Source organism: Nitrosomonas sp. (genome assembly GCA_016703745.1).
In the GTDB taxonomy this organism is placed as follows: domain Bacteria; phylum Pseudomonadota; class Gammaproteobacteria; order Burkholderiales; family Nitrosomonadaceae; genus Nitrosomonas.
The window spans coordinates 1,324,064-1,336,424 of sequence record JADJBK010000006.1 but is presented as its reverse complement, the minus strand read 5'-3'; the positions used below and the strand labels follow the sequence as shown (position 1 = coordinate 1,336,424).

Sequence of the window (12,361 nt, the reverse complement as noted above, 5' to 3'; positions counted from 1 at the left end):
CCCCCTCGGCTACCAAAAGCGCATAAGTCTTAAATATGCCTAAAGCCGGGTGGCAGAAAAAGTGTTACATTGTTTGACTTCGCCTGTTTCAAAGCCGGCACGAAACCAGCGCATGCGCTGCTCTGCGGTGCCATGAGTAAACGCATCAGGAACCACAGTACCACCAGACTGTTTTTGTAAACGATCGTCACCGATGGCACTGGCGGTTGACATCGCTTCTTCAATATCACCTGGTTCCAGCCATTTGTGGCGCTGTTGTGCTCGATGCGCCCAAACACCCGCGTAACAATCTGCCTGGAGTTCGAGTCGCACTAGCATCCCGCCATCACCGTCCACACGTTGCCCTCTGCGTCTGGCGTCATCCACTTTTTGTGAGATGCCTGTCAAAGTCTGAATGTGATGACCTATTTCATGCGCAATGACGTAAGCTTCAGCAAAATCACCTCCACCACCGAGTCTGGCGCGCATTTCTCTGAAAAAACTGAGATCAAGATATACCTTTTCATCCAAGGGACAGTAGAACGGTCCCATGGCGGCATGAGCGCCACCACAGGTAGAAACAACCCTGTCAGTAAACAGCACCAGTTTGGAGGGCCGGTATGAGCTGCCTGATTGCGCAAAAAGCTCGCTCCAGACATCTTCGGCTTCTCCCAGTATGCTCGCAATGAAACGGGACGCCTCATCATCAACCGGGGTAGGTGGGGTTGTTCCTGTTGTGGCACTGGCAACCTGACCGGTTTCACTTATTTGTGAAAGGATTCCCAGCATTTCCAGGGGGTCCTTTCCCAGCATCCATCCAACCAGCATTACAGCGGCAATACCACCCACACCCATTTTTCCGATTATTCCGCCGCCAGGCATGGAGCCCCCTCGGCGATCTTCGACGTTACTGCTGCGGCGTGCGCGCGACCATTTCATTTTTAAACCTCGAAGCGAATTTAACCAACCAATTACAAGCAGTTTTTCTGGAATTTTATCCGGATACGTGGCTCACATTCATTACTTCCCTGTTGTCAGATATTTCTGGATGGCTAGATTGCCAATTTCCTTTCCCATCGCTGCCCCCGTTTCTCCGGAGTTACGGTAATGTACGCCGTCATAGATTCGAGCCTCGATAACTTCCTGTACAAAATCCTCAATTTTTTCCCAGTTTCGTATTCTGCCACCAGCTGCATGGCTGCTGGTTGTCAGTACGGGTACCGGAGCATCACCTGCATCTGCTTGCAATACCGTACCTACCGCAGCGGCAACGATACAGTGTGCACACGGGTATTCCGGATGCATGGGTGTGTCGATCAGGGGTATCCAGGCAGGATCCCGTTCTGTCAGATTGTTATTATCGATATCACCATTGCGGATGGCAGTTATAGGCCGCCAAAAACCATAATGATATTTCGCATCAAAAACCGCAATCAATGCATCAGCGGAAGCCTGGGTAACCGCTGCAAACAGGCGGGCATTTTGCGTGATCTCTCTACCTGGCTGTTTGGCAACCGACCGGACAATGCCATGATAGATCGGCGGCATGACCTCTTCCCAGAATAGTGCAATTTCGGTTTGCTCGGTAGTACGACGTTTACTGTTACGTCCTCCGAGTGTTTTTACTTCATTGTAATCACGAACCCATAATTCGCTATTCAGCTCTGGTGGAGGGCCGGGGCGAAATTGGGCGGGGTTTTTCATCAACCAGGGCTTACGCATCGCCCACTGAGGCACTTCAGGAATGACGGTTGGCACATAGATGCCCGGGTTTGTAAACGGGCGATAGGTTTCTCCAGCAGTTGCGCCATCATTTGATCGAATGGCCAGAATTTTATCAGCTGCCGCTTCTCCCACCGCGATGCCTGCAGCTTTTGCTTCCTGTCCTTGCATAATTGCAAGTATGGCATTCATATAGGTTTCATTGATTGCCGATGCTTGAGTTGGCAGCAGGTTGAGTAATACATTGCGAGCTGCGGCAGCTATTGCCGCTTCGACCGAGGCGCCGGGTGCAACTTTAAGCTGCGGACTACTGACCGGGTAACGCCTGGTAATTGCGTTTGTAGCTTCGTAAACCGCTGCCTGCGTCATTGCCAGTGCTCTGTCAGCGGGCAGGGGGCCTATGTTTGCGTTCACTACGATATCACCGGCCCTTTGATTCCAGTCAGTGACAGCATCAGCTTGCACAGACGGTGCCAGCATCAACAAAATAATTGTCAGTATTAGTATTTTGTGGAGTAAATTTGTGTCATTCGGGTGCATTAATCGTACCTTCCTATTTTTATCTAAGCATGATCCAACCTGTAGAAGGCTGGCGCATATTCAGAGCATCTCTGAGAATCCATATTTCGCTGCTCGTCACACACTGCCAGCAGATGGGTAGGGCAGGGCTGCCTGCCCACTTAAGCTGTCTGCTGATTGCCGACAACTTTTACTCGTAACCATTCTCGCGGTTGATTGCCTTATGCGTACCATCGCAATAGGGCGCTTTATCTGTTTTCTTGCAGGTGCATAGCCAGGCAGATTTGCTCTCATCAGTCGTAAACGCCAGCGGGGTAATACCCGTATTTTTATGTGAACCATCACAGAAGGGTTGGTTTTTGCTCAGGCCACATCTACACCAGTAATACTGTTTACCCGCTTCAAGTTGAACCTGGATAGGTGCAAATTTTGGGGGTTTATTGGATTCACTCATCTACTTCTCCTTTTGTAATCGTGGTGATGTCATGACGTTAGTCGAATAATTTTAATGCAATTGAGCTGCCAGCGGGAATATTGTTTTCAGCCATTTCTGCTTGAAGATCGCGTAACTGTTTTTTGCTTTTTTTAATGCCATTTTCACTGAGTGGTACCCGGTTATCGTCCACCAGAATACCATTCAGGGTTGAGGAAAACAGTTTGGCAATATGCGCCATCTGTTCAAAAACTCGTTCTCCATTGGCTACCCTGGGCACATCCAGCAGAAAAGTAATGCCATGGGTTGTCAGAGTCCGCATGTTGGAAGGTAAAAACAGGGTAGACTCGAAATTACCCAGTGAAAACAGTACGGCATTGGTTTCGCTATCGCGGTATCTGAACACGCCTTCCGATTCAAGCACGAATCCGGAAGCCTCTGCCAATGCACGAATTTTGGTGCCGATAAAAGCACCGCCATCTTTGCTGATAATGTTGATTCCCATGATTACATCAACATCCGCACAGAATTTATCCAGCTCGAGCGCGATCGCGTAGGCATTTGCAATATCCGGGCAATCCGTTTCAGCGGCGATTTGAATAGCAAATTCGTCCATCATGTCGCGGAATCGCGACAGATTGATTTCACTGACTGGGCCGGATCGGTCCGCCAGCTGTAAACATCCTTTGAGTCGCACATAGCTTTTTCCGGCATGTGCAGTTTCCAGTGTAATTTCTTCCCATGACGATTCGTCCGTGCCCATGCCAAACCAGCGTACTGGTTTTCCAAAATCAAATTTTTGCTGCAACAGGTCCATCAATCGCTCATGAGGAATCCTGGAATGCGAATGGATCTCTGCCGTGTAGTTGATGACACTCTCAAAATGGACGGTTTCTGGTGTTTCGGTTGAGTCGTGTAAATATTGATCAGCCAGCGGCTGCTGATCAATCATTGTTGACTGATAGGATGGCTCGTCAGGAGCCGAGAATCGTACATTGTTACCAAATTCAGGCTCGATCCGTTCTGCCGGCATCGTCGATTTTTTTTCACCAAACAGGGCATCGCCATGCTCATGTTTCAATACGTTACCTGTTTTGCGGCGATAACGGGCTTCCTGCCAATAGTTGAACAGTAATACTCCAGCGATTACCACGATTCCAATTACAATCAGACTAAGTTGCAGATCACTCATAAAATTTTCTCCCTTCCTGCGGAATTATAATCTTTCTGGGTAGCCAGATTAAATAACCTTTTGCGCAAATAATTCGATCATTCAATTCTGTCAAACCGGGACAGCATTATTTTCAATCGTTATCATTTTCTCTATATCCACTGTCACGATGCGGGAAACACCCTGTTCATGCATGGTCACGCCGATCAGCTGCTGCGCCATTTGCATCGTGGACTTGTTGTGACTGATGAATAAGAATTGCGTATCCTGCGCCATGCGCTTGACCAGTTCGCAAAATCGAGTTGCATTGCTGTCATCCAAAGGCGCATCAACCTCATCCAGCAAACAGAATGGCGCCGGATTGAGCTTGAACAGCGAAAACACCAGTGCCAACGCGGTCAATGCCTTTTCTCCACCCGACAACAAATGGATCGAGCTGTTTTTTTTACCGGGTGGGTGTGCGGTTAACTGCACCCCTGCCAGCAGAATGTCATCACCACCAAGCAGGAGTTCTGCCTGGCCGCCACCAAAAACGGAAGCAAACAATTCAGCCAGATTGCGATTCACTTCGGTAAAAGTGGTGGCAAGGCGCTCTCTGGTTTCTCCGTCAATCTGGCAAATCGCCTGCTCAAGCGCCTGTATCGCCTGCTGCAGATCTTGTAATTGTGCCGCAAGCGTTGCCTCACGTTCCTGCAACGCTTCAAGCTCAGCCAGCGCTGCTAGATTGACCGCGCCCAGTGCGGCGATATCCTCGGTCAGTTGATTGACCCGTGCCTGCAGTTTCGCGGGTAATTCCTTGCTGGCATGTGGCGCAATGGATGAGGCATCCTCCAGCCCCAGCTCCAGCAATTTATCGATAAACTGCTTTTCGTTCAGACTGGCTTCCTGTTCTTTGAGTCGCGCCTGATTGAGCATTTCACTGATGGCATGATGTTCCTGCTCCGCGTGGATACGGGTCTGTTCCGTCTCGCTGATCAGCTTCTCAATCGCTGTGATGGTCTCGCGAATGGTTGCCAGCGATTGTTCATGCTGCAGCCGTTGCGTCTGCCATTGCGTCTGCCTGGCCAGCAGCGAAGACTGATCAAATTCAACCTGTGATTGCTCCAGTTGCTGGCGGCTTTGTGCCAGCGCCGCCATGTCGTGCTCGATTTGTTCTAATTGTCGTTCACAGTCGATGAGTCTGTCCTGAAAGCGTTTTTCATTGAAAGTGGCTTCACGCAACTGATCGCTTATTTGTTGAATGAGTGTGCGCTGTGCAGTCAAAGCCTGGCTGGATTTCTGAAATACTGATTGTGCCAGCCGCATTTGCTCGTCGAGCCCGGATTGTTCAATCAGGCAGGCAGCCAGACTGGATTCAGTCTGTTCCTTATGCGATAGTTCCTGTGCCATCTGCTGCGTCAGTTCCGCCAGTTCCTTATCAAGCTGCTGCCCCCGCAGAATAATATGATTCTGCTGCTGCACCAATTGCATAATCTGCAATTGGTGTTCATGAAACTTCGCTCGATGCTGGTCGATTTCATGGCGGGTCTGCGTAATTCTGGTTGCCAGATCGTGGCAATGCGCTTGGGCCTGCGCCAGAGTCTGCTGAGAAATGAGATACGCCGCTTCGATTTCGACATGCCTTGCAGCAAGATGCTCAATCTCCTGCTGACGGGCAAGCACACCATACCGTGCCGAATCCGGTGCAAAGTAACTGATGCTGTGGCGACTGAGAATATGTCCCTGCGCTGTGACCAGCCACTCTCCCGATGCGAGATATTTCCTGTCCATCAGGCCGGATTCAATATCCTGTGTGATAAATATACCAGCCAGCCAGCCTTCCAGTACCGGTTGCAGGGCGGGATTCTGGTAGCGCAACTGTTTCGCCAGCGGTTGTCGTTCAGGTTGATCGGTATGATGCATTTGAGTGTTGCGATGTTTTTGATCGATCCAATCAGTTGCTTCATATACCGTCCATTGACCGGGAGGATGCTGCCGCCACGCCAGCACTTGTTCAAGCTGATCGATGTTCACCGCTTCTATGCGTGCATGCAGCACAGATTCCAGCGCAGTTTCCCACCCCGATTCAATGCGAATCTGTTGCCATAGCCGTGGCAGGGTATCCAGCTGATGCTGGCTTGCCCATGCCTTCATCTCCTGATCGTGATGAGTCTGATGTTGCAAATGCTGTAACGCATCATGTTGCGCTTTGACCTGGGTTATTTCCTGCAGACAGGCCTGGTTTTTTTTCTCAAAGACAGCCTTTTCCTGCTGTGCCACTTTCAGCTGCACTTCCAGCGAGGTCAACATCTGCTGTTGTTGCGTCAACTGCGTGGATAGCTTATCAGCCCGCTGTTGTAAGACAGCGAGCGCGTCAGGGTCAACCACCGGCTGTTGTTGCTGCTCATTCTGTAATTTCTGTTGCTTCAGCCGTAATTGCTGCAGGATTTTTTCCGCATTAGCCAGCTGATGTTGCTGCAGTTTTTCATTATGTTGAACAGCCAGTAATTTTTCCCGTACTGCGGTCAATTGCATTCCCTCGGTTTTTGCCGTGGTTTCCAGTAACGGCAGCTGCTGGTTTGCTACCAGGGACTGTTGCTGCAAATCACGATGCAATGCGCTTGCCTGTTGCAGCTGATCCTGGCAGGTTACGCTATCGGTCTGCCTGTTCTCCAGCCGTGCCTCGTAATCCTGGAGATGATTGCCGATATCGGCAAGCTGTTTTGACAGGCGCGCCTGATTATCACGCATGTGCTGGAGCTCCTGGTTGATACGCGCAATTTCACCATCGGCTTCGTACAGTTTTCCCTGCAGTTCGAGCTGCTGATTACCGGCAGCTTTGTGACGGGTACGCAGTGCTTCCAGCTCCTGCTCTGCCGATTGTTGACTGTTCTGAATGTTTCCCAGGTTTTCAATGTGACGCCTGATATCTGTTTGTGCTTTAGCGCGTGCGCTGGCGGCCTGCTGTTGCTGCTGCGCGTACAGCATACGCTGTGCGGCCAGACGTTTCGCTTGCAATTCATGATAGCGCGCGGCTACTTGTGCCTGCGCCTGCAGGTGATGCGTCTGTTTACTGAATTCTGCCAGGATATCGTCGAGACGCAGCAAGTTGCCGCGCGCGTCAGACAAGCGCAATTCGCTCTCGTGCCGTCGCTCGCGGTAGCGGGAAATGCCTGCGGCTTCCTCAAGAAATGCCCGTAATTCCTGAGGCTTGGCCTCGATTACGCGAGAAATCATGCCCTGTTCGATAATGGCGTAACCGCGTCCGCTTACGCCGGTACCCAGAAAGATATCCGCAACATCACGCCGACGCACATGAATATTGTTGATGTAATAGGTGGACTCCCCCGCTTTTTGCATGACACGTTTGATGGCAATCTGGCCGTATTGCCCCCATTGCCCGGCGAGTTTGCCGGCGCTATTGTCAAATACCAATTCGACACTGGCGCGGCTCACCGGCGCACGCTTGGCCGAACCATTGAAGATCACGTCCTGTAACGATTCGCCGCGCAGTGCAGATGCGCGTGACTCACCCAGCACCCAGCGCACCGCGTCAATCACATTGGATTTGCCGCAACCATTCGGCCCAACGATGCCAACCAGATTTCCGGGGAGGGGAATGACAGTGGGATCAACAAAGGATTTGAAACCAGCGAGTTTTATTTCGGAGAGACGCAATTCGGACAGGCGGAAGGTTATAATAATGTGGATTTTAAACGAAAAATGTGCAACTAGACCAAAAAGCCTGGAAACAACGATGTCTACCCAACCTGATCAGCGTCTTGAAACCTTTGATAATCCGATGAAGATGCGTGATTACCGTATCCATATGGAGATACCGGAATTCACCTGTTTATGTCCTAAAACCGGCCAGCCTGATTTTGCGCGACTGACGCTCGACTACATTCCGGATAAAAAATGCGTCGAGCTCAAGAGTCTTAAGCTCTACATCTGGTCGTATCGTGATCGAGGCGCTTTTCATGAAGCCGTGACCAACCAGATACTGGATGATCTGGTAGCGGTGATGAAACCACGCTTTATCCGCCTGGCGGCCAATTTTTATGTGCGCGGGGGAGTGTTTACCAACGTAGTTGCCGAACATCGCAAGAAGGGTTGGCGGCCGTTACCGCCGGTTTTTCTCGAAGATTTCGATCCACAAATGAATTTTCGTAGCTGATGCCTTTCCGGTTTTGCCAACCATACTTATCAGATTGCCATGAATCAATATCGCGAAGAAACAGATGCCATAGGGACGGTTCAAGTGCCCTCTGCAGCGCTCTGGGGAGCACAGACACAGCGTTCCCTGGAAAATTTCCGCATCTCGAATGAACCTATGCCATCCGCCTTCATTCATGCGCTGGCATGGGTTAAGCGTGCTGCAGCCAGCGTCAATCTTGACTTGGGACTGCTGGATAATAAAATTGCTGCTGCAATTATCACGGCCGCAGATGAAGTGCTGGCGGGTGAGCATGCAGATGCCTTTCCGCTGGTTATCTGGCAAACCGGCTCTGGCACCCAAACCAACATGAACATGAATGAGGTACTTGCCAATCGCGCTTCAGAAATTCTTGGTGGGCAGCGTGGCGTTGCGCGTCTGGTTCATCCCAACGATCATGTCAACAAGGGACAGTCGTCCAACGATATTTTTCCCACCGCCATGCATGTTGCAGCCGTTCGGGAGCTTCATGATTCGTTGATCCCCGCACTCAAGGCGTTAAGTGAAACGCTTGCGGCCAAATCTGCGCAGTTTGCAGATATTGTCAAAATTGGACGTACTCATTTGCAAGATGCTACCCCATTGACTGTGGGGCAGGAATTCTCCGGTTATGTTTCACAATTGAATCACAGTCTGCAGCATATTGAATCCGCGCTACCTCATTTGCTCGAATTGGCAGTGGGCGGAACGGCTGTTGGCACGGGGCTGAATACTCATGCGGAATTTGGCCAGCGCGTTGCTGACGAGCTTATCAGGTGTACCGGTTATCCATTTATCAGTGCACCCAATAAATTTGAAGCACTGGCTGCGCATGATGCCCTGGTAAACGCCCATGGCGCACTCAAAACACTTGCGGCCGCCCTGATCAAGATTGCCAATGATATTCGCTGGCTGGCATCGGGTCCCCGTTGTGGTATTGGGGAAATTCAGATACCGGAAAATGAACCCGGTAGTTCAATCATGCCCGGCAAGGTCAATCCAACCCAATCGGAAGCTATCATCATGCTTGCCAGTCAGGTAATGGGTAATGATGTTGCCATCAATTTTGGCGGCGCCATGGGGAATTTTGAACTCAATACCATGAAGCCCCTGATTATGTATAACTTCTTACAAAGTGTGCGGCTGCTGGCTGATGGCATGGATAGTTTTAATCGGCACTGCGCCGTAGGGATTGCCGTCAATCAGGCGCGTATTGAGCGGTTCTTGCAGGATTCGTTGATGCTGGTGACTGCGCTTAACCCGCATATCGGCTATGACAAAGCGGCGCAAATCGCCAAGCTTGCCTATCGCAATAATCTGACACTCAGGCAGGCAGCCATTCAGCTTGGTTTTGTCTCGGAAGCGCAATTCGACGTATGGATCAACCCGATCAACATGATTGGGAATAACCAGAAAAAATAACTCCGAAAGGCAGGGCGAGTAAGGAGGGTGAAAACGAAGGGTATAAACAAAGAGGCGGTCGCCACTCCCGGAACTACCGGGAACGCCGACCGCCGAATATAAAACAAGATTAGGGGTTGTTATGATCTAATATTTACTGCCAAAATTAAAGCCCCAGATAATTGCACCCAGCACAATAAAAATAACCGTTGAGCCAATTGCAACCATCCATCCGCTCTTTTCCTTAGAAACTTCTCTTTCAGAAGTTTGTGCATCATAACCCGCATCACCCATACCCATTTTATATCCTCCTAAAATTAAACTACGTTTTAAAAAATGTCCCATTGCCCTGTGCAGACTGGACGTATCCAGCACTAACCGTTGACAATGAGGAATCTTTTATATCCGCAAGATAACTATTTTCAGGATAGAAAAGATTCGATGGTTAGTATTTACCGCCCATTCCGCTGCTCCAGATAATCGCGCCAATTATGATGAACGCTACTGTTGAGCCAATTGCAACCATCCAACCGGATTTTTCTTTTGTTGTTTCTCTTTGTGTGGTTTCTGCATCGTATCCCATGCTTTATTCTCCCTATTCAATTTAATTTTATTATCCTGTTATGGATAAATGTCTAATTACACTAAACACCTACACACTTACCCGGGAAGCAAATTACCTCAGCATTGATACCCGGCAAAACACACTTCATACGTTTTATCATTTGCAAAACCCATAAAGATGAAAAGGATTCTAACTCAGATTTTTTCGCAATGGAAGTAAATCGAGCACTACCCAGTCAAAAAATTGACATTATTCCCCGCTGATTGTTGATTTCAGTGGTATGGAGGAAAACCAGTCTACTGATTGAGCTGACTGGCCCACTCCAGGGCAGATAATTCCGCATGCGCCAGCGCAGAAGCATCCAGAAACCCGAGGTCAGCAATGATATTGTTCACCCTGGTGCGATCATTCTTTTCGCTTGCTTCTACCAGCAACAGTTGCTGGCCGAGCCGTCCTTCGCGCTGCAACAACGCCCGTGTCATTTCTTCCGGCATTTCGAGCCGGTCTACGATCGCCTGAATATCCATGCCTAACAGCACGTCCAGCAGCGACATAATGCCCGTCATAAAGGCGCGATCCTGGTAGTTTTTATCATGCGGACGATCCAGGGCGGCAATTAACTCCATCAGGCGTCCTCGAATAGCCGCCGTCTGCATTAACGCATTAGCAGAGCTTTCACCGCCTGAATTGGCGGCATATAGCAGTAGCTGCACCCAGCGCTGTAATTGCTTAAAGCCCAGTACCATAACAGCCTGTTTGATGGAGCCGACTTTTTGCGTCAAGCCACCCGCAACGGAATTCACCATGCGCAACAGGTTATAGCTCAAACCGGGCTGATGCTTGAGCAGTTGCTCGATCTTTTCGATTTCTCCATCCTGCATGACCAGAGATAACAATTGCAACATCGAGAGATTTGCCGGATCAAGCTGCTTGCCAGACACAACTTCGGGTTTGGCGAAAAAAAACCCCTGAAACAGCTCAAACCCTTTATCCATACAGAATCTGGCCCGATCCGGAGTTTCTACCTTTTCAGCGAGCGGAATGACTGGCCAGCGTTTCAGTCGATTGATCAGTTGCTCAATAGCCGCATCAGTCAATGCAAGCACATCTACTTTGACCACGTTAACAATTGGCAACATCGACTCCAGTCTCTCGTCGATGGCAATCACATCATCCAGTGCCAGATGATATCCCTTCTGTTTCAGATCCAGACAACGCTGCACGATCTCTGGCGTGATAACAATGGATTCCAGCAGTTCCAGCACCACATGCTGATGCGGCAGCAGCAAAATGGCGTCACTTAACAACAACTCCGCACTAACATTAATAAAGCCACGCTGATTGCCCAATACCCGCTGAATGCCCAGCTGACCATAAGCATTGATCAGTACATTGGCAGATGCATTGACATCATCCGCCACCTGAGCCGAGTCTATTTGTCCGGGACGGAAGAGCAGTTCGTATGCAACCAGATTTCGCTCACGATCGAGTATAGGCTGTCGGCCAAGAAAAATATTATCCATGCTGGTCTATTGACTATCTACCGCTACTACCACGCGATTTTTGCCGGAGGCTTTTGCTTGATAGAGCGCCTCATCCGCGCGTTTAATCAGGGAATTCTGATTCTCCTGCAGCCGCCGCATTGCCAGACCGCCACTGAACGTGACGCTGACCGGCCGATTACCTGCTCCTCGGAAATGGGTCTTCAGGAAATTATTCTGCAAACGCTGCATTACCCAAATGGCTGATTCCGTTGGGGTATCCGGCAGCAGAATGACGAATTCCTCCCCACCAAATCGGGCAACCACGTCGCTGGGACGGAGGGTCTGTTTCGCGGTTTTGGCGAACTGGACCAGTACCTCATCGCCAAACTGGTGACCATACGTATCATTAATATACTTAAAATTATCAAGATCGATCACGACTGCGCACAATACATTTTCATTGCGGTCAGCGCGCGCTGCTTCCCGCAGATAGACCGTATCCAGCCCGCGCCGGTTAAATACGCCTGTCATCGGATCGGTATGCACCAGCTCACGTAACTGTTCCAGCTCCAGTTTCAGGGTTTCGATTTTCTGTTCGGCCAGACGCACTTGCTCCTGCGCGCTATACACCTCGTTATTGTGGCGCAAATCACGGGTTTCACTCAGTACCGTGTCGAGAATCCCAATAATCTCGCCGACATCTTCCGTGCTACGGATTTTCTGCGCATATTGTTCGACATGCTTGTAGTAATCAATAGTATTCGTATCGGGCTGAGGCAATTTTCGTTTGGTACCTGCAGGCTTTTTTCCACTTTCAGTTGCTGATTTGACAAGCTGCAGCGGTTTATCTTCTTTTGTGCGTCGTATCATCTCTTCCCCCGCTAAAAGGTATTAAATAAAATTGGGTTTTTTC

The 12,361-nt window shown here is 49.8% G+C and carries 11 protein-coding genes; 2 read left to right on the top strand and 9 right to left on the bottom strand.

Features of this window, described 5'->3' with window-relative positions:
- Nucleotides 1-39: 39 nt before the first annotated feature.
- The 5 genes from IPG31_07375 to smc form a co-directional block, all read right to left on the bottom strand.
- On the bottom strand, nt 40-918 hold the full coding sequence (locus IPG31_07375; GenBank protein MBK6618180.1) for a zinc metallopeptidase: 879 nt from the start codon (nt 916-918) through the stop codon (nt 40-42).
- Nucleotides 919-999: 81 nt separating this feature from the next.
- Entirely contained in the window at nt 1,000-2,241 is a 1,242-nt protein-coding gene (locus tag IPG31_07370) for a vanadium-dependent haloperoxidase (protein ID MBK6618179.1), read from the bottom strand.
- 169 nt (nt 2,242-2,410) lie between these two features.
- Complete coding sequence (locus IPG31_07365; protein ID MBK6618178.1) at nt 2,411-2,674, bottom strand: CDGSH iron-sulfur domain-containing protein; 264 nt, start codon at nt 2,672-2,674, stop codon at nt 2,411-2,413.
- Between the two features lie 37 nt (nt 2,675-2,711).
- Nucleotides 2,712-3,845 (bottom strand): cell division protein FtsZ, encoded by a 1,134-nt coding sequence (locus tag IPG31_07360; protein ID MBK6618177.1) that lies wholly within the window; start codon nt 3,843-3,845, stop codon nt 2,712-2,714.
- 90 nt (nt 3,846-3,935) lie between these two features.
- A complete protein-coding gene (gene smc / locus IPG31_07355; protein ID MBK6618176.1) occupies nt 3,936-7,481 on the bottom strand; it encodes a chromosome segregation protein SMC in 3,546 nt (1,181 codons plus the stop codon).
- Nucleotides 7,482-7,560: 79 nt separating this feature from the next.
- On the opposite strand from smc, the gene queF reads away from it, so the two are divergent.
- Both queF and fumC read left to right on the top strand, forming a co-directional pair.
- A complete protein-coding gene (gene queF / locus IPG31_07350) occupies nt 7,561-7,980 on the top strand; it encodes an NADPH-dependent 7-cyano-7-deazaguanine reductase QueF (GenBank protein ID MBK6618175.1) in 420 nt (139 codons plus the stop codon).
- Nucleotides 7,981-8,019: 39 nt separating this feature from the next.
- Nucleotides 8,020-9,420 carry a class II fumarate hydratase gene (gene fumC / locus IPG31_07345; GenBank protein ID MBK6618174.1) on the top strand — a complete coding sequence of 467 codons (1,401 nt, stop codon included), beginning with the start codon at nt 8,020-8,022 and terminating at the stop codon, nt 9,418-9,420.
- Nucleotides 9,421-9,546: 126 nt separating this feature from the next.
- Here the strand turns inward: fumC and IPG31_07340 are convergent, their stop codons facing one another.
- The 4 genes from IPG31_07340 to IPG31_07325 all read right to left on the bottom strand — a co-directional run bounded on the left by IPG31_07340 (nt 9,547) and on the right by IPG31_07325 (nt 12,318).
- Nucleotides 9,547-9,744: a hypothetical protein gene (locus tag IPG31_07340; GenBank protein ID MBK6618173.1), complete on the bottom strand. Its 198-nt coding sequence runs from the start codon at nt 9,742-9,744 to the stop codon at nt 9,547-9,549.
- Nucleotides 9,745-9,844: 100 nt separating this feature from the next.
- Nucleotides 9,845-9,982, bottom strand: coding sequence for a hypothetical protein (locus tag IPG31_07335; GenBank protein ID MBK6618172.1), 138 nt, complete (start codon nt 9,980-9,982; stop codon nt 9,845-9,847).
- 278 nt (nt 9,983-10,260) lie between these two features.
- Nucleotides 10,261-11,487, bottom strand: coding sequence for an HDOD domain-containing protein (locus tag IPG31_07330; protein MBK6618171.1), 1,227 nt, complete (start codon nt 11,485-11,487; stop codon nt 10,261-10,263).
- 6 nt (nt 11,488-11,493) lie between these two features.
- A complete protein-coding gene (locus IPG31_07325) occupies nt 11,494-12,318 on the bottom strand; it encodes a GGDEF domain-containing protein (protein ID MBK6618170.1) in 825 nt (274 codons plus the stop codon).
- Between the last annotated feature and the right edge of the window lie 43 nt (nt 12,319-12,361).

Bases quoted from the DNA above. Each gene is read 5' to 3' on its own strand.
- IPG31_07365 (MBK6618178.1), bottom strand. From the start codon at position 2,674: ATGAGTGAATCCAATAAACCCCCAAAATTTGCACCTATCCAGGTTCAA.
- IPG31_07335 (MBK6618172.1), bottom strand. From the start codon at position 9,982: ATGGGATACGATGCAGAAACCACACAAAGAGAAACAACAAAAGAAAAA.
- IPG31_07360 (MBK6618177.1), bottom strand. From the start codon at position 3,845: ATGAGTGATCTGCAACTTAGTCTGATTGTAATTGGAATCGTGGTAATC.
- IPG31_07325 (MBK6618170.1), bottom strand. From the start codon at position 12,318: ATGATACGACGCACAAAAGAAGATAAACCGCTGCAGCTTGTCAAATCA.
- IPG31_07340 (MBK6618173.1), bottom strand. From the start codon at position 9,744: ATGGGACATTTTTTAAAACGTAGTTTAATTTTAGGAGGATATAAAATG.
- IPG31_07330 (MBK6618171.1), bottom strand. From the start codon at position 11,487: ATGGATAATATTTTTCTTGGCCGACAGCCTATACTCGATCGTGAGCGA.
- queF (MBK6618175.1), top strand. From the start codon at position 7,561: ATGTCTACCCAACCTGATCAGCGTCTTGAAACCTTTGATAATCCGATG.
- fumC (MBK6618174.1), top strand. From the start codon at position 8,020: ATGAATCAATATCGCGAAGAAACAGATGCCATAGGGACGGTTCAAGTG.
- IPG31_07370 (MBK6618179.1), bottom strand. From the start codon at position 2,241: ATGCACCCGAATGACACAAATTTACTCCACAAAATACTAATACTGACA.
- IPG31_07375 (MBK6618180.1), bottom strand. From the start codon at position 918: ATGAAATGGTCGCGCGCACGCCGCAGCAGTAACGTCGAAGATCGCCGA.